At 33.2% G+C, this 23,943-nt stretch carries 22 protein-coding genes and 1 pseudogene; 19 read left to right on the top strand and 4 right to left on the bottom strand.

The annotated features are described in order from the left end of the window. Positions 1-235 precede the first annotated feature (235 nt). The 18 genes from AC2VNP_RS05225 to AC2VNP_RS05140 all read left to right on the top strand — a co-directional run bounded on the left by AC2VNP_RS05225 (position 236) and on the right by AC2VNP_RS05140 (position 18,626). Complete coding sequence (locus AC2VNP_RS05225; protein ID WP_486916335.1) at positions 236-628, top strand: type II secretion system protein; 393 nt, start codon at positions 236-238, stop codon at positions 626-628. Between the two features lie 412 nt (positions 629-1,040). Continuing rightward, positions 1,041-2,270, top strand: a complete 1,230-nt coding sequence (locus AC2VNP_RS05220; RefSeq protein WP_486916334.1) for a DegT/DnrJ/EryC1/StrS family aminotransferase — start codon at positions 1,041-1,043, stop codon at positions 2,268-2,270. A 2-nt stretch (positions 2,271-2,272) separates the two neighbouring features. After that, positions 2,273-2,902, top strand: coding sequence for a sugar transferase (locus tag AC2VNP_RS05215; protein WP_486916333.1), 630 nt, complete (start codon positions 2,273-2,275; stop codon positions 2,900-2,902). Positions 2,903-2,920: 18 nt separating this feature from the next. After that, positions 2,921-3,652 (top strand): GNAT family N-acetyltransferase, encoded by a 732-nt coding sequence (locus AC2VNP_RS05210; RefSeq protein WP_486916332.1) that lies wholly within the window; start codon positions 2,921-2,923, stop codon positions 3,650-3,652. Between the two features lie 33 nt (positions 3,653-3,685). Next, the gene (locus AC2VNP_RS05205) at positions 3,686-4,792 is read left to right on the top strand and encodes a glycosyltransferase family 4 protein (protein ID WP_486916331.1); all 1,107 of its coding nucleotides are present in this window, start codon (positions 3,686-3,688) and stop codon (positions 4,790-4,792) included. Positions 4,793-4,801: 9 nt separating this feature from the next. Next, positions 4,802-5,962 (top strand): glycosyltransferase, encoded by a 1,161-nt coding sequence (locus AC2VNP_RS05200; protein ID WP_486916330.1) that lies wholly within the window; start codon positions 4,802-4,804, stop codon positions 5,960-5,962. A 1-nt stretch (position 5,963) separates the two neighbouring features. Continuing rightward, positions 5,964-7,079 carry a glycosyltransferase family 1 protein gene (locus AC2VNP_RS05195; RefSeq protein WP_486916329.1) on the top strand — a complete coding sequence of 372 codons (1,116 nt, stop codon included), beginning with the start codon at positions 5,964-5,966 and terminating at the stop codon, positions 7,077-7,079. Positions 7,080-7,198: 119 nt separating this feature from the next. Then, positions 7,199-8,506: an O-antigen ligase family protein gene (locus AC2VNP_RS05190; RefSeq protein ID WP_486916328.1), complete on the top strand. Its 1,308-nt coding sequence runs from the start codon at positions 7,199-7,201 to the stop codon at positions 8,504-8,506. A 319-nt stretch (positions 8,507-8,825) separates the two neighbouring features. Next, on the top strand, positions 8,826-10,034 hold the full coding sequence (locus tag AC2VNP_RS05185; protein ID WP_486916327.1) for a glycosyltransferase family 4 protein: 1,209 nt from the start codon (positions 8,826-8,828) through the stop codon (positions 10,032-10,034). 84 nt (positions 10,035-10,118) lie between these two features. Further along, complete coding sequence (locus tag AC2VNP_RS05180; protein ID WP_486916326.1) at positions 10,119-11,258, top strand: hypothetical protein; 1,140 nt, start codon at positions 10,119-10,121, stop codon at positions 11,256-11,258. A 30-nt stretch (positions 11,259-11,288) separates the two neighbouring features. Next, positions 11,289-12,692 carry an oligosaccharide flippase family protein gene (locus AC2VNP_RS05175; protein ID WP_486916325.1) on the top strand — a complete coding sequence of 468 codons (1,404 nt, stop codon included), beginning with the start codon at positions 11,289-11,291 and terminating at the stop codon, positions 12,690-12,692. Positions 12,693-12,804: 112 nt separating this feature from the next. Beyond that, a complete protein-coding gene (gene wecB, locus AC2VNP_RS05170) occupies positions 12,805-13,899 on the top strand; it encodes a non-hydrolyzing UDP-N-acetylglucosamine 2-epimerase (protein ID WP_486916324.1) in 1,095 nt (364 codons plus the stop codon). Positions 13,900-13,990: 91 nt separating this feature from the next. Further along, complete coding sequence (gene galE, locus AC2VNP_RS05165; protein WP_486916355.1) at positions 13,991-14,980, top strand: UDP-glucose 4-epimerase GalE; 990 nt, start codon at positions 13,991-13,993, stop codon at positions 14,978-14,980. 96 nt (positions 14,981-15,076) lie between these two features. Beyond that, complete coding sequence (locus AC2VNP_RS05160) at positions 15,077-15,214, top strand: NAD-dependent epimerase/dehydratase family protein (protein ID WP_486916323.1); 138 nt, start codon at positions 15,077-15,079, stop codon at positions 15,212-15,214. A gap of 95 nt (positions 15,215-15,309) precedes the next feature. Next, positions 15,310-15,735, top strand: coding sequence for a hypothetical protein (locus AC2VNP_RS05155; protein WP_486916322.1), 426 nt, complete (start codon positions 15,310-15,312; stop codon positions 15,733-15,735). Then, the gene (locus AC2VNP_RS05150; RefSeq protein WP_486916321.1) at positions 15,736-15,894 is read left to right on the top strand and encodes a hypothetical protein; all 159 of its coding nucleotides are present in this window, start codon (positions 15,736-15,738) and stop codon (positions 15,892-15,894) included. An 18-nt stretch (positions 15,895-15,912) separates the two neighbouring features. Then, on the top strand, positions 15,913-17,079 hold the full coding sequence (locus AC2VNP_RS05145; RefSeq protein WP_486916320.1) for a nucleotide sugar dehydrogenase: 1,167 nt from the start codon (positions 15,913-15,915) through the stop codon (positions 17,077-17,079). Positions 17,080-17,291: 212 nt separating this feature from the next. After that, positions 17,292-18,626 carry a hypothetical protein gene (locus tag AC2VNP_RS05140; RefSeq protein WP_486916319.1) on the top strand — a complete coding sequence of 445 codons (1,335 nt, stop codon included), beginning with the start codon at positions 17,292-17,294 and terminating at the stop codon, positions 18,624-18,626. A gap of 179 nt (positions 18,627-18,805) precedes the next feature. Here AC2VNP_RS05140 and AC2VNP_RS05135 read toward each other — a convergent pair whose 3' ends face one another. After that, positions 18,806-19,144, bottom strand: a complete 339-nt coding sequence (locus AC2VNP_RS05135) for a hypothetical protein (RefSeq protein ID WP_486916318.1) — start codon at positions 19,142-19,144, stop codon at positions 18,806-18,808. A 436-nt stretch (positions 19,145-19,580) separates the two neighbouring features. On the opposite strand from AC2VNP_RS05135, the pseudogene AC2VNP_RS05130 reads away from it, so the two are divergent. Next, positions 19,581-20,417: pseudogene (locus AC2VNP_RS05130) on the top strand (ISL3 family transposase); the annotation flags it as partial. A gap of 36 nt (positions 20,418-20,453) precedes the next feature. On the opposite strand, the gene istB reads toward AC2VNP_RS05130, so the two are convergent. From istB to AC2VNP_RS05115, 3 genes are all read right to left on the bottom strand, one after another. Further along, positions 20,454-21,218, bottom strand: a complete 765-nt coding sequence (gene istB, locus AC2VNP_RS05125; protein WP_025909801.1) for an IS21-like element helper ATPase IstB — start codon at positions 21,216-21,218, stop codon at positions 20,454-20,456. 2 nt (positions 21,219-21,220) lie between these two features. After that, positions 21,221-22,783, bottom strand: coding sequence for an IS21 family transposase (istA, locus tag AC2VNP_RS05120; protein WP_486916317.1), 1,563 nt, complete (start codon positions 22,781-22,783; stop codon positions 21,221-21,223). Positions 22,784-23,095: 312 nt separating this feature from the next. Next, the coding region (locus AC2VNP_RS05115) for a hypothetical protein (protein ID WP_486916316.1) at positions 23,096-23,943 on the bottom strand (848 nt) is incomplete at its 5' end.

The following is a 23,943-nucleotide window of genomic DNA, read 5'->3' as shown; positions in this document are numbered from 1 at the left end:
AGTTGGTTAGGGGTTAGTGGTTAGTAATTAGGGGGAGAGTTGGAAAAGTTGGAACTTGTTTCAGTAACCTGAAACGTTGTGGTTGGAAGAGTTGGAAAGGAAAAGATTAGAAAAGACCTTTGTTCCAACATACCAACAAAACCTACAGTCAATCATCCAGTTGTTCCAGCTCTTCCAACTTTAATACATTTTGACACCTTAGAAGTGCTATATGATACTTTTGGAGGTGTTAAGGATGTTTGTTGTTAGTTTGTTGTTGAAGTTGAAATCTGTGGGAAACATCTGTAAAGGAAAGAAAGGTGTTACGTTAATTGAGTTGTTAGTAGCACTTACTATTCTGGGGATTCTCTTGGCGATTGCGGTTCCTTCTGTTTTAGGTTGGATTGATAAATCTAGAGAAGAAGTTTGTCGCGTGAATATTCTTCAGTTTGAAAAGGATTATACGAGACATCTGGCAATGGAAAGAGTTGACCACTCAGATATTGTTTTTACGCAGTTTTTAGAGAGCTACGATGGTAGCATTTGTAACGATGAATGTCATTTAGTGTATGTTGATGGGAAAGTTGTTTGTAGTGATGGTGCTGGAGATGGTAGTGGTGAAGATGACGGCGGGGTTCCTTTTCTGTGATTGGTAGTGGTTAGTCTGTTAGGGGATATGTGGTAGGAGGACCTTTACCTAGTTCCTAACCAACTAACTACTAACCAACTATCCAACTAAAAAGATTGAATGGACTTGAGGAACTGACTATCGTAATCAGATAACACGCTGGAAGCCTTGGGGCATAAGGGTTTCGGGTGTTTTTAGTAGTTTTTAAGGTTTGATTGAATGGTAGTTTAATAGGAAGAAATACGGTTGAGATTAGTTTAAAAATGAAAAAACTTCGTGATTGAATGTTGTTAATTGAATAGGTATTACGAGGTGGCTATTGATAATGGATAAATTTAGTAGATTAGTAGTTGGGTGGAATGAATTCTAATTAAGTACTAAGTTACTAAATGTATATGAAACATAATCTTTCGATAAAGTGAGGAAAACTAAAATGAATGATACTCAAGTTAAAAATATTCCTTTCTCTCCGCCAGATATTACAGAAGCGGAAATAGAAGAAGTAATAAAGGCATTGAAGTCTGGATGGATTACAACTGGACCTAGAACAAAGGAATTTGAGAAGAGAATAGCTGAATATGTTGGAACGAATAGAGCTGTTTGTTTAAATTCAGCTACAGCAGCAATGGAGTTAACTCTTCGCATTTTAGGTATTGGACCTGGTGATGAAGTTATTACATCAGCCTATACTTACACAGCTTCAGCTTCAATTATAGATCATGTGGGTGCCAAAATTGTACTAGTGGATACCGCACCTGATTCTTTTGAGATGGACTATGCACAGCTTGCAGATGCGATTACAGAAAAGACGAAAGTTATAATCCCTGTAGATATTGCTGGGAAGATGTGCAATTACGATGCAATCTTTGAAGTAATTGAAAGTAAAAAAGAGTTATTTAAAGCAAATAACGATATTCAAAATTTATTTAATAGAGTAATAGTAATGACTGACGCAGCTCATGCATTTGGAGCTGAAAGAAAAGGATTGAAATGTGGGCAAGTAGCAGACTTTACTTGCTTTTCTTTTCATGCTGTAAAGAATTTAACAACCGCTGAAGGCGGAGCTGTTGTTTGGCGAAGTGTACCAGGTTTAGATGAGGAATGGATTTATAAGCAGTATATGCTATATAGTCTGCACGGGCAGTCAAAAGATGCATTAGCGAAAACACAAAAAGGTGCATGGGAGTATGACATTGTTTATCCAGCCTATAAGTGTAATATGACCGATGTTATGGCTGGGATAGGTTTAATTCAGTTAAATAGATATGAAGGCATGATGAATAGACGTAGAGAGTTAATTGAGATGTATGATAAAGCACTTTCACCATTAGGTATTCAGAGCTTACAACATTTTGGATATGACTTCTCCTCATCGGGACATCTTTATTTGGCAAGGATACCAGGGATAGGTGAACTTAAAAGGAATGAAATAATAGTTAAGTTGGCTGAGTTGGGAGTGTCATGTAATGTTCACTATAAGCCATTACCAATGTTTACAGCTTATAAGAACTTAGGTTTTGGTATTAATGATTATCCAAATGCTTTTAGTATGTATGAGAACGAAATTACACTACCACTTAATACACTAATGAGTAACGAAGATGTGGACTACGTTATTGTCACGTTGAAAAAGGTAATCAATGAAGTTTGGAGTGGGTGTTAGAAATGTATAAGAGCTTTTTTAAAAGAATTTTAGACTTAATACTGGCATTAGTAGCTTTACCCTTTTGGTTTATTATTCTACTAATAATTGGTCCAATAATATATTTTCAAGATAAAGGATCTATTTTTTATAATGCACCACGGTTAGGTAAGGATGGAAAAGTATTTAAAATGTATAAATTTCGTTCAATGAAAATGAATGCACCTGATCTCCGAAATGAAGATGGATCAACATTTAATGCTGAAGATGATCCTAGACTTACAAGAATAGGTAAGTTTATTAGAAAGACGAGCTTAGATGAGACACCACAACTTCTAAATATTATTAAGGGTGATATGAGTATTATTGGGCCTAGGCCCGATTTACCTGAACACCATAAATTATATGAAGGTACCGAGGCTAGGAAGTTAGAGGTTAGACCTGGCGTTTCTGGTTTTAATCAAGCTTATTTCAGAAATACAGTACCTTGGAAAGAACGAATTCAAAATGATATTTACTATATTGATCATTTATCTTTTTGGCTAGATATAAAAATCTTCTTTAAGACCGCTGTTTCTGTATTAAAGCGTGAAGATGTCTTTGTTAAGGAAAGTAGTACAGAAGCTACTAAAAATAAAAAAGTTAGTATGTAGGGAAGGAGTAATTGTCATATGGATAAAAGCAGCATAGAAAGTCCAGCATCCTTCTACAATCTTGAATGGGACACAAAGTTTTTTGGTGTAACTTGTGCTAAAGCTATTCTAAATAAACCATTAAAACAAAATGAATGGAATGATCTTAAAGAAAGTTTTAAAGATTATCAGTTTGTCTCAATCGAAAACCGCAATTCTGAACCAGAAAACTCTCAATTCATTGGTAAAGATACTAGTGCCTTTTTGGCAGATGTAAATATTCAGTTTATAAAGAAGATACAAGACGTTTATGAAATTCCAAGAAATCTTGTTGTTCACCAAGCGTTAAAAAGAAATGATCAAATTATTAACATAGCAGACTTTCAGTTTTCTAAGTTTACAGAGGATAAAGAACTGGCTAAGCGTGGTGGAGAAAAAGTATATCAACAATGGTTAATGAATTCTTTTGAGAAACAGGATAAGTTCTATGTCTTATCTTTCGATGAAAATGCTGAGATAAATGGGTTTTTATTACATTCTTATTCAGATAATGTTTGTGTGATAGAGCTTATTGTAGTTTCACAAAATACTACAAAAAGTGGAATCGGTACGAGTTTATTCAGAGCTGTAGAGTATGCGGCTCATAATCGTGGAGTTAACATAATAAAAGTCGGTACACAAGTTCGTAATACAGGTGCAATTAATTTTTATCATAAGGTTAATTGTAAACAGGTAGGGTGTCATCAAGTATACCATTTGTGGAATATATAGAAATGTGAAATGCAATTACTTCGGAGGAGTTAAATGAAAAAAATCTTAATTGTCTCAACAGTAAGTAGACAGTTTTATTTATTTGAACAGGGTAATATAGAAGTTTTAAAATCATTAGGTTTTGAAATACATGCTGCAGCTAATTTTAGTGATGCAAATGAAAGGTTAGACTCTTTAGATATTATTAAGCACCCTTTTGATATACAGCGTTCACCGTTTTCTTTTAAAAATATTAAAGCTTATAAACAACTTAAAGCGATAATGAAATCAGAAAACTTTGATGCAGTACATTGCCATTCACCAATGGGCGGTGTACTGGCAAGGTTGGCGGCTAGATCTATAGGATTTTCCCCGGTGATATATACCGCTCATGGATTTCATTTCTATAAAGGTGCTCCTTTAATTAACTGGGTATTGTATTATCCTGTTGAAAAATGTTTAGCAAGGTATACAGACCATCTAATCACCATAAATAAGGAAGACTATGATAAGGCAAATAAGTTCAGAAAAACGAAGGTACACTACGTTCCTGGTATTGGTGTTGAAACTAGAAAGTTTGAAGAAGTTACAGTGAGTCGAGAAGAAAAACGTAGAGAATTAGGAATTTTGGAAGATAAGGTAATACTCCTTTCTATAGGTGAGATGATTAAACGGAAAAATCATGAGGTTGCGCTCAGGGCACTAGCAAAACTAAAAAATCAAAACTATGTATATGTTATATGTGGTCGAGGTGAATTAGACAAGTATCTAAAAGAACTTACAATTAAACTGGGGATTACTGATAAAGTAAAGTTTCTTGGTTTCAGGAATGACATTATTGAAATCTGTAATGCTTCAGACGTGTTTGTTTTCCCATCTTATCAAGAGGGATTGCCTGTTTCTGTAATGGAGGCAATGTCTGCTGGTTTACCAATTATTTGTTCGGAAATTAGAGGTAATACTGATTTAATTGAAGATGGTGTTGGGGGATTCTTGCTAGATCCAAATGATATAAAAGGTTTTAGTCGTGCTATTGATAGCTTAATTGATTCTAAAGAAACTAGAGGAAAAATGGGGAAGTACAACAAAGAAAAGGTTCAATTATTCGATAAAAGCAATGTGAAAGAAGTTATGAATGAATTTTATAGTCAATGGAGGTAGGTCTTATTAATGAAGAAAGTATTATTTGTTCATGATGGTCCTATATATAAATCAAATTCAGATAAATATTTCGGTGTAGATTATAATAATGAACTTAAAAATAGGTATTTATATTTAGGGGCTCAGTTAACCTTTTTAACCCGTGTAAAAGAGTTAGAAGATGGTATGAAACTTTCCTCTATTGATGGGGAAGACTTCAGTGTTGTTTCCGTACCAAATTTTAAAACAGTAACTAAATATTTTTATAATAAAATTATAGCAAAAAAAGTAATTTTATCTACTGTTAAGGAACACGACTTTCTAATTATTAGATTACCTAGTTCAATCGGTTTACTGGCATGGCAATACGCAGTTAAATATTCAAAGCCCTATATCATTGAGTTAGTTGCTTGCCCGTGGGATGGATATTTTTCTCATAGTCTACTCGGTAAATTAGTTGCTCCACAAATGTACTTTAAAACAAGAAATATAGTACAAAGTTCGTCATATGTAATGTATGTTTCTACAAAATTCTTGCAAAGAAGGTATCCGACAAATGGGAAAGTACTATCATGCTCAGATGTAACATTACCTTTTATTGACAAGAATATGTTATCACGTAGATTTGAGAAAATAAATAATATGAAAAAAGGTGATAAATTAGTTCTTGGAACTGTTGGGTCTTTAGCGATGAAATATAAAGGCCAACAATATGTAATTAAAGCAATAAAAAAACTTAAAGATCAAGGTTTTAATGTAGAATATCAGCTTGTTGGTGGGGGGAATAATTCTTATTTAAAGAAATTAGCGGAACTGTTAGGTGTAGAAGAAAACATTAAATTTATTGGTACTTTACCGCACGATAAAGTATTAGATTTTATGACGGAAATAGATATATATATTCAACCAAGTAATGTTGAATCACATGGGAGGGTTATTATCGAAGCGTTTAGTACGGCTTGCCCTGTGATAGGATCATCAACTGGCGGAATACCGGAATTAGTGGATGAAACCTTTATATTCAAAAGAAAAAATGTAGCTGATTTAGTTGGTAAAATAAAGAAAATGTTAGAAAGTGACCTTAATGAAATTAGCCAAAATAATTTCAATAAAGCCCGTGAATTCCAACTAGAAATATTAAATAGTAAGAGATTTATATACTATGATGAATTTTTAAAACATGAGGGATAAAATGATAAAAATTTTACATGTTGTCTCAGGCCTTGGTAGTGGAGGCGTTGAAACAATGCTATATAACTATTATTTAAATATGGACCGTGAAAGTATTAGATTTGATTTTATTGTACACGACCCTAATAATGGGTTATTAGAAAAAAGTTTTGAAGAGCTTGGCTCTCAAATTTACCATGTTACTCCGAAAAAACAATCATTATTAAAAAATACAAGGGAAATATTAAATATAATTCAAGAAGGTGATTATGATATAGTTCATAGCCATCAAAATACGTCTTCATTTCTAGCTTTAATAATTGCAAGAATATGTGATGTAAAGGTAAGGATTGCCCATAGTCATGTTGGCTTTATGAATGAAACACTAACTCAAAAAATAGTTAGATACCCATTTAAATTCCTAACAAAGTATTTTTCAACCCATTGGTTTGCATGTTCAGGTATTGCAAGTAGGTGGCTTTTTGGTAAAGTAAAAAACGATAAGAAACATTTTATCATAAAGAATGCAATTAATTTAGAGAAGTTTAAATTTAATGACGAAGTCCGTAGAGCAGTTAGAAGTGAGTTTAAATGGGGAGATAAATTTGTTGTAGGGAATATAGCCCGCTTTTTCCCAGAAAAAAATCATAAGCAACTAATTCAAATATTTAAAGAGATTCATAACAACTGCCCCTCAGCTATCTTAGTATTAATAGGCGGAGAGGGACAAGAGGAAAGCATAAGAGAGCAGGTAAAGACACTAAATATAACAGAGTGTGTTTTCTTCCTTGGAGTAAGAAGAGATGTTGATAGGTTAATGCAAGCTATGGATGTTTTTATACTCCCCTCAAAATTTGAAGGATTTGGAATGGTATTTGTTGAAGCACAGGCTGCTGGATTACGAAGTTTTGCAAGTGATTGTGTCCCAAAAGAGACAAAAGTTACTGATTTAATAGAATATATTCCTCTAGATAATCCACCCGAAAAATGGGGAGAAAAAGTTTTAAAATCAAATGGAGAATATACACGAGAAGATACCTCAAAATTAATAAGAATGAAAGGTTTTGATATAAAGAGGGAAGCAAAAGGACTAAATACTATATATATTGATTTATATAATAAAAATAATTTTAAATAGATTGATATCTTGTCCCTTTAAAAAGTATTCATTTCCTTTTCTTTTCTTTTTAACTCAATACTATTCTCACCCCCATATAAAATTTTTGTTGGTGCATTGTGAGAGGAGATTAACATATAATGACTGGGAGTAAATTAATAGGTTACCATCAACAAAAGTCAACGTTACTTGAACAAATAAATTTGCTTTTTGTATATTTAATAATTATTTGGGCTTTCACTCCATATATACAACGAAATGTAGATGATATATTAATATTAATAAGCATTACAGGGTGGTGGGCAAGTAAACTACTTATGTCAATAAGTAAAAAAGATTTTGCTCTTTATATTAAAGACTTGATTCACCCAATTTTAATAGTGTGGCTAATTATTGTTTCACTTTACATTGTTGTTCAATTTCCCAATTTTTCAATAGGTAATTATTACTATATTATACTTTATTATATGCCAATATTTATTTTTACTCACTATTTAATTATAGGTAATATATCAAATATAAAAAAAATAGTTTTATTTTCTTCTTTTATATTATTTATAAATGCAATAAGTAATATAATTATATTATATGAAAACCCGTATGCAGCAAAAGAACAAACCGGAGGTTATGGTTTAGTTGATTTATCAGGAACAAACGTTATAACTGATATATATATATTTAGCTTCATTTTAGCTGTATATGGTGCTATAGTATTTACACGTTTCATAGAAAATAAAGGTGTAAAATGGATCCTTGGTGTATTTATTATCATTGTAACTATTATGATAATTCAATCAACATTTTTTATTGCCGCTCTTTCCCTTGTAATCATGGTAGGCTTATATTTAATATTCAGTGGAAAAAAGAAAGCGTATATATCATTTAAATTTTTAACATTTTTAACTGTATGTACTTTGCTTTTAATATTCAAGAATAATATTCTTTATGGGGTTAAAGATTGGATTGTCTCGGCAACTAATAATTATATTATTATTGAGCGAGTACATTTAATTAGTAATGTTCTTATAGATTTCAGCTTTGAGGGTACTCTATCTGCCCGTTTAGATGGAATTAAATTAAGTATTTCAACATTTTTAGAAAATCCTTTTTTAGGTAAAGGGTATCTTCTTAGCCCTGATATATTAAATACAGGCATAGGAATGCATTCACATTTTTTTGATGACTTAGCAAGGTTTGGAATTGTGGGTTTTTCCTTTGAGCTATTAGTCTACTTAGTTTTCTTTAGGTATGTAATGAGAAGGTTAAGTAAAGATATAAGAAAGTATTATTTAATTTCTATATTTGGATTTCTATTTTATGCCTTATTTAACCCTATTGTTTATCCAGCTGCTGGTCTTATGTTATTCTCTATTTTCCCCTTAGCCATTTATTATTTAGATACTATCAATAAGTTAAAGTCAAGAGAAAGACATAAGGGAATATATTAATAGTAGATAATTTATATAACTAAATATATTTTTATAAAATTTAAGAAATAGAATTAAAAGTACTATTACTCATAAACATATAATTTATTTGTATTTCATTTTTTAAAGGCATATTTCCATATATCAGAGACTCCACCTTAATAAAGTGCTGGGGTCTTTGTTTATTTCTGTTATATGTTATTAAACTAGTCTTTCTATAAAAGCATAAAAATAAGTGTTTATATCTTTTTAATCTAATACTAAAAAGTATAGAGGTAAAGTTTTATTTTTTATTTATTTGTTCCCGATAAATAAAAAATCATTAACAGGAGGTAAATTGATGAAATTATTAATTGTGGCAAGTGATACTATTCCTCATATCGGGGGGAAGTCTACGCATATCTTGGATTTAATAGATGGATTTAGGGCTAATGAAGTAAAATCAGACATTATTTCAATGAGTTCATTGGATAGAAAAAAACAATTTGCATTAAAGTTATTATTAAGTCCGTACAAGCTTATTAATAGAGATTTATATCAATCACAATATAGACGTTATTGGGCAAAAATTTTAAATAAAAAAGTTTACGATTTTTGCCAAAAAAATCAACCAGATATTATTTCAGTTCAAGACGCTTTTGCTGCATCTGCAATAAGAAATACAGTTGAAACATTAAAGATTCCAACTTTTTTAACCATGCATACTTATTTCGGACTTGAGGAAGCGTTGGACAAGGAAATGAATTCATTATCTACAAAAGTGTATGACAAAAATTTATCTAGAGAACTTTCTTCTTTGCTAATAGTTGATGGAGTTATTGCAGTAGATGATAGAATTTGTCACCATATAAAAGATACAATCAAAAGCCAATTTAATAATAAATGTAAAGTTAAGGATGTAACAACTATTACGAATTTTACTAATGTACAGTTATATACTCCACAACCTATTGAAAAGAAAATAGAGTATAGAAAACAACTGAAAATTGCCGAAGGAAAATTTATTATTAGTTGTGCCAGAAGATTGGTGGAAAAAAATGGTGTAATAAATGCTGTGAAATCAATGAAACATATAGAAGATGAAAATACTATATTACTAATAGCTGGTGACGGGCCTCAGAGAGTGGATATTGAGGATTATATATTAAAAAATAATTTAAAAGATAAGGTTAAAATGTTAGGCTCATTAGGTGGCGAGGATGTAAGGAAATTATATTTAGCATCTGATATCTCCATAGTGCCTTCAGTAACAGCTAATGGCCTACAAGAAGCTACTTCAATTTCTGCAATTGAGGCTATGGCGTGTGGACTGCCAACCATCGCAAGTAATATAGGTGGATTAAAACAATTAATTAAACACGAATTTAATGGTTTACTTGTAGAAGAAAACGATTGTTTGGCAATTGCTAATCAAATCAATAGATTAAAAAATGATAGTGAATTTTTTAAGAGTATTAGTAAGAATTCCCACGAGTATATAAAAAAGCATCACTCACATATAAATGTAGCAAAGGAATATTTAGACTTTTACTCATCATTATTAAAATGAGATTAGTATTTAATGTCATTTTTTAAGTAAAAATAATTAATGAAATTATATTCAAATTTACAACTAGCTAGAATAGGAGCTTTTATGTTGAAAAATAAAAATGAGTTAATTCCCTTACTTCAACTTCCAAAAAAAATGAAATACTATATATCCAAAATAAACAATGAAAAAAAGGAAACAAAAAAGTTATTCCTATCATACAGTCATCTATTAGATCAAGGGATATATAAATGTGAAAAAAAAGGGAAAATGTTCCTATATAATAAAAAAGAGAGAAATGGAAAAGAGTTTATTAATAAAAACTCAACCCACACCACAAGAAGCTTTAGTACTAATACAGGCTATAAAGATATGATCTTTAAAGCAGTTCAATTTTCTTTAAATAGTATTCTCTCTCTTAAAGTGGATAAGAAAGGGGCATATGATGGAACTTTATTAATGGTTACAAGGGAGAATAATATAAAAATTTTTAATTTCTCAAGAAAAGAAGTTGTAACAGTTTTCCAGGATGAAAAAAGTTTTCTAGAGATGAAAAAAAAACAAGAATATTTTTCTCAGTTTTTTATAACCCCTTATAAAAAAAGTGATAAAAAACATAAGCTTATATTTGAACAATTACTAGACTTTCAGCCTTATTCAACTTGGGATAATAAACTCAGAGATACAGCAATCAGTAGAATCTTTTCCGATTACGAATCGTATTTTAAAGAATTTAAAAAAAGTGATTATAGTGTTATTGACACAGAAAAGTTAGTTTGTAAATTTTGTTCTCACTTTGAAAATAATAAACTTGCAAATATGCTTAAGAAGTACCCTACAACACTCAGTGGGAATAAAATACCAGCTATTAAACTTAGTGGTGATTTAAACTTTAATAATATATTATATAAAGGGGATTTTTACTATATAGATTGGGAAGATTCAAATCAGTATATATTTTTTCATGACATTATTAACATTATGTTTGTAGAAGCCATGTATCACGAAGATTATTATTATATAAAAAGATTTTTAAAAGGTGATTATGATAATGAGTTCTTAAAACTATTTAATAGTGTAAATGAATTCTTTGAAATAGATATGAAATTAAATTATATTTGCCTATATATTATTGATCGAATTATTAATTTTGAACTAAAAACTAACATTGACAGTATGGAAGAAACAATTGAAAAATACTACAAGACTTTTAGTGTGTTGGTAAATATGAATTGCCATAAATGAGAAACTTGTTTTGTTATGAGGAGAATTAAATTGAAAGATGATGCTAAAACTCTACTCCGTAGGTTCTCTGTGTTTAGTATTGGACCTGTCATTTCGGCCTTTATTGGCTTTTTAATAGTACCAGTAACTACTTGGTTTGTTGTTCCTGAGGAATTTGGGAAAGCATCCATGTTTTCTGTAGTATTAGCCATGGGTATTTTAATTAGTATTTTAGGCCTTGATGGAGGTTTTGTTAGAGAATATAATATATGGAAAAAAAATAAGAGTCACCTGCTCTTAAATAGTTTTCTAATACCAATTATTATTTCAATAGTGTTATCATTTTTATTGTTATATAACTATGAATTTGTATCTTTTATATTGTTTGGTGAGAGTGATTTTATAGTTTCAATAATTATTGCTATAGCATTGATTTTTAGTGTGATCCAACGCTTTAATTTAATATTAATTCGTTCACTTGAAAACGGTTGGCTCTATTCTGGATCATTGGTTATTGAAAAGGTCATTAATTTAATTATGCTATTATTTTTCTTGAATTTTGTAGAGGCTAGTTTTAAAAGTATTATTGTAGCACAAGTTATATCTATTATACTCATAGCCTTAATACTTACAGTTAAAAATAGGAAGTATTGGTTTTCTGAGTTTAATTTTGATAAAAATTTAATTAAAACTTTATTGCTTTTTGGGTTACCAATGGTTCCAGCCTTATTAATGACTTATTGGTTGTCTGCTATAGACCAATTTGCTTTAAGGGTATGGGCAGATTTTTCTCAAATTGGCATTTATGCTGTTGCTCTTAAAATTGTTATGATATTAACGATTCTAAATACTTCTTTTTCAACTTTCTGGTCTCCTACAGCTTACCGTTGGTATGAGGAAGGAGTTAGTAATAATAAATTTATTATGATAAGTCATATTGTTACATCTTTTTCTTTAATAATTTTTGGTCTTCTAGTCTTATTAAAAGATTATATTGTAATTGTTTTGGATCCTTCCTATTTATCAGCTGCTATCGTAATTCCTTTTCTTTTATTAGTGCCAATTAGCGAAATAATGAACCAAACTACTGGGAAAGGTATTTCTTTTAGTAGAAAAACTGGGTATAACACAATTTCTTCACTTATTGCAGTTGTCATTAATTTTATTGGTAACTATTATTTAGTACCAATCCATGGAGCAGTTGGAGCATCAATAGCAACTGGTTTTAGTTTTATTGTATATTTTTGGGTTCGAACATTGATTTCAAGAAAATTATGGTTTAAGTTTACACTAAATTACTATATTGTTACTACAATTATTATGGTATGTATGGCGGGAGCTTCGATTTTCTTTAATAACTTAATAATAGATATTATTTTCTTTTTAATTATACTAGTTTTAGTAAAAAAGTATGTATCTATTGTTTTTTTACGCCTAAAAGGTGCTAAAATCTAATGTTATGATAAGTAAGAAAAGCATTGAATTCATATTAATCCCGTAAGAAAAATGTATTAAAAATATTCCATTCTTTTTAACTAATAATTAATAGGTAAAGTAGGTAGGTAATATGAGGAAAATAATGGTTGTTTTCGGAACACGACCAGAGGCTATAAAAATGTGCCCTTTAGTAAACGAACTAAAATCTCGTGATAATTTAGAAACGGTTGTTTGTGTTACAGGTCAGCATAGGGAAATGTTAGATCAAGTCCTTAATGCCTTCAGTGTTTTTCCGGATTATGACCTTTCAATTATGAAAGCGAAGCAAACATTGTTTGATGTGACCATTAATATACTTGAAAAAATGAAAAATGTTTTAGAAGAAGTAAAGCCTGACGTTGTTTTAGTTCATGGCGATACTTCGACAACTTTTGTAACAGCTTTAGCTTGTTTTTACTTGCAAATTCCGGTTGGCCATGTTGAAGCTGGCCTTCGAACGTATAACATCTATTCACCTTATCCAGAAGAATTTAATCGTCAAGCGGTTGGGATTGTAGCAGATTACCATTTTGCTCCAACAGAGATGTCAAAAAGCAACTTAATTAATGAAGGTAAAAATTCAGATAAGATTTATATTACTGGTAATACAGCTATTGACGCTTTAAAAACAACAGTTAGAGAAGACTATTTTCATGAACATCTAGATTGGGCAGCTGATAGTAGACTTATTATGATTACAGCACATAGAAGAGAAAATCTTGGCGAGCCTATGAAAAATATGTTTAGAGCCATAAAGAGGATAATAGATGAGCAACCAGATATTAAGGCTGTCTATCCGATCCATATGAATCCAGTAGTCAGAGAAGCTGCTATTGAGATTTTAGGAAACTGTGAGCGAGTAAGAATTATCGAGCCTCTGGAAGTTTTAGATTTCCATAATTTCCTTTCTAGGTCATATTTAATACTAACAGATAGTGGCGGAATTCAGGAAGAAGCACCTAGTTTGGGGAAACCTGTCCTAGTTATGAGAGATACAACTGAACGACCTGAAGGGATAGCTGCTGGGACACTTAAGTTAGTTGGTACTGAAGAAGAGACCATATACCAAACTTTTAAATTGTTACTTGAAAATGAAGAAGAGTACAAAAGGATGAGTCAAGCAAGTAATCCATATGGTGATGGTTTTGCTAGTAAGAGGATTGCGGATATACTGGAAATAAATTAAAAGGTTTGTTTATATACTCAGTTATGCCATTATTCTATGATAATAATGGTTTTTATTTTACTATTAGATGTTACAAGGAAGTGAGATAAATTTGTCAATTCTAATAACTGGTGGGGCAGGTTACATAGGCTCACATACAGTAAGACATTTTATTGACCAAAATGAAGAGGTTATAGTAGTTGATAATCTGCAAAGTGGACATAGAAACTCTGTCGATGTCGAACATTTTTATCAAATTGATTTAAGAGATAAAGAAGCATTGGATAAAGTGTTTAAAAGTCATAAAATTGAAGCAGTTATTCATTTTGCTGCCAACTCCCTAGTTGGGGAGAGTATGGACAAGCCTTATGAATACTATCATAACAATGTTTACGGTATGATGTGTCTTTTAGATGTAATTAAAGAAAATAGTGTAAATAAGATTGTATTCTCATCTACTGCTGCAACTTATGGAGAGCCTAAGAACATTCCAATATTGGAAAATGACGAAACCAATCCAACAAACACTTATGGTGAAACAAAACTAGCCATGGAAAAGATGATGAAGTGGTTTGAGCAAGGATATGGGATTAAATATGTTTCTCTTAGATACTTTAATGCTGCAGGAGCTCATCAAAGTGGATATATTGGTGAAGACCACGATCCGGAAACCCACCTAATACCCCTTATCCTAGAAGTACCGCTTGGAAAAAGGGAACAGATTTATATTTTTGGGGATGATTATCCAACTGAAGATGGTACTTGTATAAGAGATTATATTCATGTAATGGACTTAGCTTCGGCTCATTATTTATCATTAGAGTATTTAAGACAAGGTTCTTCAAGTAATATATTCAACCTTGGTAATGGTAACGGTTATTCTGTAAAAGAGGTAATAGATGTAGCAAGGGAAGTAACAGAGCATCCTATACCGGCCATATTAAAAGAAAGAAGAGTAGGAGATCCTGCTGTTCTGATAGCTTCTTCAGAAAAGGCTCAAAATATATTAGGTTGGAAACCACAATTTAATTCTTTAGAAATAATAATGAAGGATGCCTGGAACTGGCATAGGTATAACCCTAATGGTTACTCGGCAAAATAATTGCTTGAGAACCTGTCACTGTGACTACCCGATATTTGTCGAAAGTTTGTGCGGTCTATAGTAGGACAAATTGTATAAGAAAAGGGGGTATTTTTGGTGAAGATACTTGTTACAGGTGGTGCTGGATACATCGGCTCCCATACTTGTGTAGCCTTTGGGAATCGTCACTGTGACACCCCGAAAAATCTTGTTTCACGGAATGTTTCACGAAATCAGGGATCTAATCCCCACTAGGGTAAAGCATTACCGCTGTGAGGGACAGACCTAGATAACCGTACTTTGCAGAAAAAATTTAGGAGCACTATAAGGAGTAGGTAGGAGGTAGAACCTTGAAAGGGTTAAGGTCAAGTTGGAAAAAAATAATTGCAAGATTTCTTTCTGTTAATGTTTATATAAATATGGGCCTTGTGATAGCTATAATTACTGTAATATTAATAGAGGGATTTCTTGTATCAATACCTGAATGGTTTAGAGGTGCATCCCAAATTGGTAATATCAATGCTTCGCTATCATTAGCATATATAGCTTCATATATATTTTACTTTCTTACCGTTCATCTTCCTAATTATGAACTAAAAGTAAAAGCGGCATTGTTAATAAATAACAAAGTTAATAATGTGATTGAATTAAGTTTAGCAATGAAGAAAAGCTTAATATTTGTAGCAAAAGAACAAACTGGGACTAAGGAGCAAGAAGAGAATTGTCACAGTGACATCCCGAAAAATCTTGTTTCACGGAATGTTTCACGTTGGTAGATGATTATTAATCAATTAAATGAGGAACAAACTGTTCTAGTATATGATTTCCAGGGTGTTCGTTACGAAGTTGGAGATAAATTCGGTTCTATAAAAGCGGTTGTCGTTGCATTAGAACGTGACGGTTTACGTGAAAATATAGTGGATATTAGTTTCTAATTAAGTGGAGGGCAAAACATGAAAATTGCAGTAGCTGGTACTGGTTATGTCGGATTATCAAATGCCGTATTATTAGCTCAACATAATGAAGTCATCGCACTTGATATTGTTGAAGAAAAAGTAGATTTGATTAATAACAAGAAGTCTCCAATTGTAGATCAGGAGATTGATGAGTTTTTAGTAACAAAACCTTTAAATCTTGTTGCAACAACAAATCCAGAGCAGGCATTTAAAGAAGCGGAGTTTGCTATTATTGCTACTCCTACTGACTATGATCCAGAGACAAATTATTTTAATACTAGCTCTGTAGAGAATGTAATTGATACGGTATTATCGATCAATCCAAATGCTGTTATGGTCATTAAATCAACGATCCCAGTTGGATATACAAAAGAAATCAAAGAAAGATTCCAAACAGAGAATATCATGTTTTCACCAGAGTTCCTCCGCGAAGGAAAAGCGCTATACGATAACTTATATCCTTCACGTATTATCGTTGGGGAAAAATCTGAACGTGCGAAAGTGTTTGCTGACCTTTTAGCTCAAGGGGCTATGAAAGAAGACATTTCAGTTTTATTCACGGAGTCTACCGAAGCGGAAGCCGTGAAATTATTCTCTAACACATACTTAGCGATGCGTGTCGCTTATTTTAATGAGTTAGATACGTATACAGAAACAAATGGCTTAAATACAAAAGATATTATTGAGGGTGTCGGACTAGACCCACGTATTGGTGGGCATTATAATAACCCTTCTTTCGGCTACGGTGGTTACTGCCTACCGAAGGACACAAAGCAATTACGTGCCAACTTCGAAGGCATCCCAAGTATCATCATTGGTGCCATCGTAGAAGCAAACGACACACGAAAAGACCACATCGCCTCACAAATCATTGCAGCTAAACCAAACACTGTCGGTATCTACCGCCTAACAATGAAAACCGACTCTGACAACTTCAGAGCCTCTGCCATCCAAGGCATTATGCAAAGAGTGAAAGAAGCAGGTATTGATGTTGTGATTTATGAGCCAGTGTTGAAGGAAGACCAGTTTGAAGGATTTACTGTTGTGCAGGATTTAGGAGAGTTTAAGCAAATTTCTGATATTATTGTTTCTAACAGACTGGATGCGGAATTGAGTGATGTTAGAGAGAAGGTTTATACTAGGGATTTGTTTAATAGGGATTGATACATTATGAGTAATGAACTAGCAACTAACAACCGCTGAGCTATTATGGCTTAGCGGTGCTTTTTAGATTCCAGCCTAAATATTATTTAATAAGCTATTGAATAGATTAAGTCCAATTTAATCAGTTATGATAATAGTGAAGTATCTCGATAACACCACATTGATAATGATAGGAATGGGCTAATTATAAGGAAATGATAGAGGGGGCAATTATGAATGAATTGTCAAGATTAACTTATGAACAAATAGAACAAAAAGAATTAGATGAATTGAAAGAGTATATTAGTTTTGAAGTTAATGCATATGACAAAAATATAGAATTCTTCCAGGAAATGGTTACCAAAATAAAGAAAAAAGATAAGGATTTTATCTTGTCAATTTTAAAAGGGTACTATGTTGCCGAAGATCCAGATGAGTTAATGGTTTCAGCAGATATTGATTTCTCTGAGAAAGCAACAGAAGAACTATACGAATTTGTTAGAGAAAAAGAGCCAATTTTTGATGAAGAAGGAAAGAAAAGATCGTTTAAGTTATGTTTAAAAGCACTTTATCTTTTAGGGTTTATTGATTTCTCTTTCCCAGAAGCCACTAAATACCCTAGTTTCGAAGTCAATCTTGATAAAACCATGTTCTTAACTGCTAAGCTAGGCCATAATCTTGCATATTTAGTGCAAAAATATCCTGATTTATTCAATCCCGATAATTTTCTAAACAGTAAATTTGGAGAGGTAGAGTTAAGACTTAAGAAGTACTCTCATCAATCACGTTTTGCCTATTTAAGAGAAATTTCAATGGATAATTACTACAATAACCTTCAGGCTTTTCATGAAAGAAAAGAACAGAGAAATGCATTTATACATATACATTATGAAAACTTTAATGCCCTACTTTACTATGGATCAATTGTCAATTGCTTAAATAGAGATGACTCAATGACAAAGATTACACAAAAAGGACGAGACTTTTTATCGCACGAAATGAACAAAGAAATCATTAGCAAGCAAAATGACATTAGTGAAAAACAAGGTGAAGTTGAAGCAAAAACCGTTGATCTTACTGAAAAAGTAGATACATCAACAGAAAAAATTGATATAAAGGTGAATGAGTCGGTAGACCAAGTTAAAGGTTTTTATAATAATATTACCGTATTGTTATCCATTCTAGTTGCTGCTTTCTCGATTATTGGGATTAATATTAATTTCCTTGCCAATAATACTGGACCTCTTACACCACATATTCTTATCATCAATGCTTCATTAGTTGCTAGTATTGCCTTCTTATTTTTCATATTAAAAATAACCGTATTTAAAACCAAAGAAGGTATCAAAGAATGGATATTATGGTCAGGGATCGCAGCTACTAGTGTGGTATTTTTATTACTTGCCTATTCTTTAGGTGATAAAGTAGTTGAATTCCAAACCAACGTACATATCAATGATTTACAATTAATTGAAAGAGAAGAATATGAGAATTTGCAAGATAGAGTTGTAGAGTTAGAAAAAATTTTAATGGAGTTGAAGGATGAAGAGGAGAATCAGTCACAGTGACACCCCGAAAAGTCTTGTTTCACAGAATTGCTTCACGCAAAGGGAAAGGGACGGTTCGATTGCTTCTTTAGTGTAGCAAAACAAAGGAAGTACAAGAAACGTCATCTACAAGAGATAAAGGTTAACGCGAGATGCAGAAAGAGACCCTGCTCAATTCCATACTACAACTAAAATACACATTACCTATCCAACCACTGCCCCCACTGTGTCTCCTCGGCAACTATTTTTCTTTTCTCCACAGTAAGTAAGTTCGATACGGTACCATAAAAATAAGGCATAAAACTCGTTTGTATTCGCTTTTGCTTATAACGGTAAACGGTTTGTTTAAAAGCGTGTACAATGGTTGGCAGCAAGGTCTCGATCGTTGTGTCTTTAGTGAAGTGGGCTGATCGAAAAGCGATCTGTGCCCGATTCCATAGGCCACAAACTTCAGTCACACGATTAAAAAATGGTTTGACGGCTTTGATGAACGGTGTTGGAATATCATCTGGAACGAAAGAAACGTCCAATTCGTTCATTTCCACTTGATCGATCTTTTTAGAGAAATGTCACTGTGACACCCCGAAAAATCTTGTTTCACGGAATGTTTCACGGAGAACCTGCACAGTGGGTACTTGAATTTGCCGAAATCTATTTGATACGATAACGGAATTGGTATGGAGAAGCCTCGTATTTTGGTTGACAGTGCTTTTCCATACTTTTTATAATCATAGTAGTTCAATTGAAAGCTTTCTCCATTTTCCTCATGTTTTTCTTCGCTTTTATCTGCAATAACTTCATTCATTCGTTATTCTTTGTTTAAAAAATCCATCAAAAAATACCTTTTGGGAGGTGTGTATTTTTGGCTCTAAAATATATGTTGGGGTTTTAAAAAATTGAGCATATAAAAACACGCAAACTCCAAAATCCTTTAGACTTGAATTGTCGAGAAACAAGAAAAAGGATAGGAGTTGCGTGCATATGCATTTTATCATGAATTTCCCTGGATTAGAAGAATTGACAGTAACAAAAACAGAAGTAGTGGAAGATTCGTTTCATATCCACGTAGAGATGGAACGTAAAACACATCGTTGTCCCGTTTGTGAGGGGAAAACGAAGGTTGTTCATGATTATAGAATTCAGAAGATCCAACATTTGAAGATGTTTGAAAGAAATACATACTTGTTTTATAGAAAGAGACGCTATAAGTGTTCCTGTGGAAAGAGGTTTCCTGAAAAGACGAATGTGGTAGAAAGGTATCAGCGACACACTGTGGAATGGAATCAGGCCTTGGGTCTTCGTGTCATTCAGGGTAAGAACTTCAAAGATACAGCTAGACAGTTTCGTACATCTCCAACCACCGTAATCAGACGATTTGATATGATCTCCACTCCGATGTTTAAGGAGGTGGAGGAATTGCCAGAAGTAATTGCGATTGACGAGTATAAGGGAGACACAAACAAAGGGAAATACCAGGTCATCATAGCGAATGGAAAGACAGGAGAGCCACTGTACATCCTTCCAGATCGTTCGGTAAAAACAGTTAAAGCCTACCTGAGAAAAAAAGGGACCCATGTAAAAATGGTAGTGATGGATATGAGTTATGCATTTAAGTCAGCTGTTGAAAAAGCGCTTGGTAGCCCTGTGATTATTGCGGATCGTTTCCACTTCTGTCGCTATATTTATTGGGCATTAGATCGTGTACGAAGAAGAGTTCAAAAAGACTTTCATCAGTACGATCGAAAAAAGTGCAAGCGTATGAAGCATGTTTTTAATAAACGCAATGAAGAATTAACAGACAAACAGCGCTGGTGTGACCGTCAAGTAGAATGAAACAATTTTTGCTCGTTATTTTGAAACACTTTGTTCCCCAAATATGGTAGAACGATGCTTCATACGATAACTATCTTCATTTAAATGAATGATTTCTACTCGGTGAAGAATCCTATCTAGAATTGCTGTTGTTATAGCTTGATCACCCAATAATTCTCCCCATTCTTTTGGTGCCTTATTAGAGGTCAAGATAATGGAAGACTGATTATACAAGTCGTTAATTAAATGAAAGAACATATTAGCTTCTTGTTGATCCATTGCCATAAACATTAAGTCATCTATTATGACTAAATCAGCCTCTCTAATTCTTTTCATTCTTGCTTTTGACTTTCGTGTGATTTCTTCTGTTTTCAGGTTATGAATTAAATCTCCCATTGATGTGAATATCGCTTTATACCCTTGGTTAATAGCCTCTATTCCTAGGCCTACGGCCAGGTGAGTTTTACCTACACCTGGTGGCCCTAATAAAATCAAATTGTACAGCTGTTCTATCCAAGTTAAATCTTTTAATCTATTTAGTTGTTTGTTGCTTAAAGACTTTTGTTCTTTTAAATTAAACTCCTCAAGTGTTTTGCTGAAAGGAAAAGTTGCCCACTTTAATCGGTTGTTTAGTTGCTTTTCTTCTCTTCGAGTTTGCTCATAAGAAGTGACATCTAACAGGAATTGAGTAAATGAAAGGTCTTTTTGCTCAGCTTCTCTGATCAAATGGGGGAGATGCTTGGCAGTTTCAACGAGCCTTAACCCTTTCATTATGTCTTGTAATTGTTGGATTTGGCTCATCGCTATTCAACCTCCATTAAAACCGTGTAAGTATCTACTTTTCTTTTGTATGCTTCTGTTTCTAAAACCCATTCCGATAGCCTGTTCAATGTCTTAACTTCTTTCTTTTTATCAATAACTGTTTCATGTACCTGGCGCTGACGTTTCACATATGCAATGATATCGCCAAAATCAGTTGCACTGTATAATTTCCTTTTTAAACACTCTGCTAACGCTTTAGTCAGTACTTCGTTATCGATACCTTTTGTTTCGCGCAAGATGATTTGCAACTGGTCTTTAATGTAACGAGGATTTTTTTCCCTAACCTTCTCTAAATATTTAAAGGCTAGTTCTTTATCTTCAAATCTCTCAGCCACTGTATTAATGAATGCTCCAACACCTTTTGTACGATCCCTACTATGTTTTTTATCTTTTATTAACAGCCCTTTCCCTTCGGGAATTGAATGTTTTGCAATAATTTCGCCAGTATCAGGTATATAAATAACTAATTCTTTAGTCTCCGTTTCCTTGATACATACTTTTTCATATTTGTTATAAGTTCCAAGTGGAAGAGAGTACCGATTAGATTGGTAACGAATAGTATTGTCCTTATGAACACATCTTGCTATACTTATCTCATAGTTATTTTGAATATCTATATTTTGGGAGACTGGTTTTAAGTGTTGCTTTTCCAGGAGGAACACTTCTAATGGTCTCTTTTTTGTTGTATTGTGTATTTTATAGTTACCCGTTCTGTTCAGCCATTCCCATCCTTGCTCATTCCAAGAGTCGATGTTATGAAACACTCTATGTTTGGCATAGTTTTGTTTGATAAATCCAACTACATTTTCTATTCTTCCCTTACTCTCAGGGTCAGCTTTTCTACAAACCCGAAGGTTTATTCCTCTGGATTCTCTATACTGCTGAAATTCTTTAGTTAAAATTAGATCTCCACCATTTTCGCTAACAACAATTAAACTATCTTGGTCATAAACGATCTCATTGGTCATTCCTCCATACCATTTAAACGCGTTCTCATGGGCTTGTATAACATCCCGTGTTGTAAATGGTCTATCCAACCACTCTTTATACTTTTGTCTAGAATGTGATAAGACAAAAGCTATAAAGTTGAGTTTGGCTTCCTTATTATCAACAGTTTTTTGTCTCGTATGACCAAAATCTACTTGCATTTGTTCTCCCATTGGAGGATCAGGAATTGCCTCATACATTCGAGGAGATGTTTCCTTATTTATTTTGTATTCTTCTCTTAATGCTTTTACATATGTTCTTACTGTACTTTCTCCAACAGTTAGATCTTTATATTTCTCTAAAAGCCAATCATAAACTTGTGCTGCTGACATATCCGGATGCATCCTCAACCAAGATAAAATCAGTTCTTTATATGGATCTAATTTTTTCTTTTTATACTGAAGAGAATCAACCCATTCCGCCATCTCCGATGGAGATCTCTTTAAGTGCCTGTAAACAGTTGTTCGAGAAACCCCTAACTTTTCAGCTATCTTTGTCTGACTAAATCCTTGCTTTAATAATTGCTTTATCTCCATGTACATTTCCCACTTATCCACCTTCGCTAACCTCCACTGTAAGTATGAACTATGATCATTTTACAGTGATAGGTTGATATTTTTTGCTGGTATATTTGGGTAAATAAGCGTTTCATCTTATCAAGCAAAAACTGTACACTTTATTCTAGCAGTCACAGCTGGTATTTGGAAAGGTATTTAAATCTCTCCGGTGAATTGAGAAGAGCTTATAAGTTGAAGGAAGCCTTCCGCTCTTGGTTTGATAATAGGATTCCGTCACTGTGACACCCCGAAAAATCTTGTTTCACAGAAATGTTTCACGCAAAGCAGAAATCGGGGGCAGGCTCCTTTCTCCTAATTCCGCACTAACCACTCACACCAAGCCATATCCCCAGCCATTAACCTTCTCTTTTCCACCGCCAATTTCCCAGCTACTGTTCCGTAAAAATACTGAATAAAGGTTGTCCTAATAGAACTTTGTTTGTATTTATAGACCGTCTCTTTAAACGCTTGAATGATGGTTAGAAGGAACATGTCGACCGGTTGGTGGAATTTCATCGAGCGGTAGGCGATCAATGCTTTGTCCCATAGGGAACAGATGTCTTTGGCGCGGTTGAAGAACGGTTTGGTGACTTTGACAAACGGGGTTGGGACATACGGCGGTACGAATGTGTGATCGAGTGAGTCTAGTGTTGGCTGACGTAGTTCTTTAATAGGTTTTTGCTTTTTAGTTTGAAAAGATGGAGCTTCGGGGGCTTTTTTTTGGACTTGAGGACTTGGTGTGGCTGGTTTTGTCACAGGTTGTCGATTTGTCAATTGTGAGTCTTGCGATTCGTCAAAGCGGTGGAAGACATAGACGTTATGAGAATATCCTCCTTTTTGACGGATCGTGTGGTGGATACTAAGGATCCCAAGAGCTTTTGCCTTGCGCAGCATTCGTTCGAACGTCGAGCGAGAGATGTTCCCGTTTTTAGCCTGGGCGGCTTGTACGAGTTTAGCCACCCTTGCATTACAAACTCCATACTTTTTTACGCTGAATTGAATTAACGTTAATAGAGCAATTCGTTCTCCTTTCGTAAACTGATGCTCATATTGTTTTCTTGCCTTTTTCATGGATTCATTGAAATCTTTTACCGAAGAGAACGGACTTAAATGCGAGAATTGGTCGATGTGGCCTGGTTTCACGGGGAGTGCCTCCTTGG

The sequence above is a fragment of the Alkalihalobacterium sp. TH-98 genome (assembly GCF_057473385.1).
Note: the sequence above shows the minus strand (reverse complement) of the source record. Positions and strands in the feature narration are given on the sequence as shown.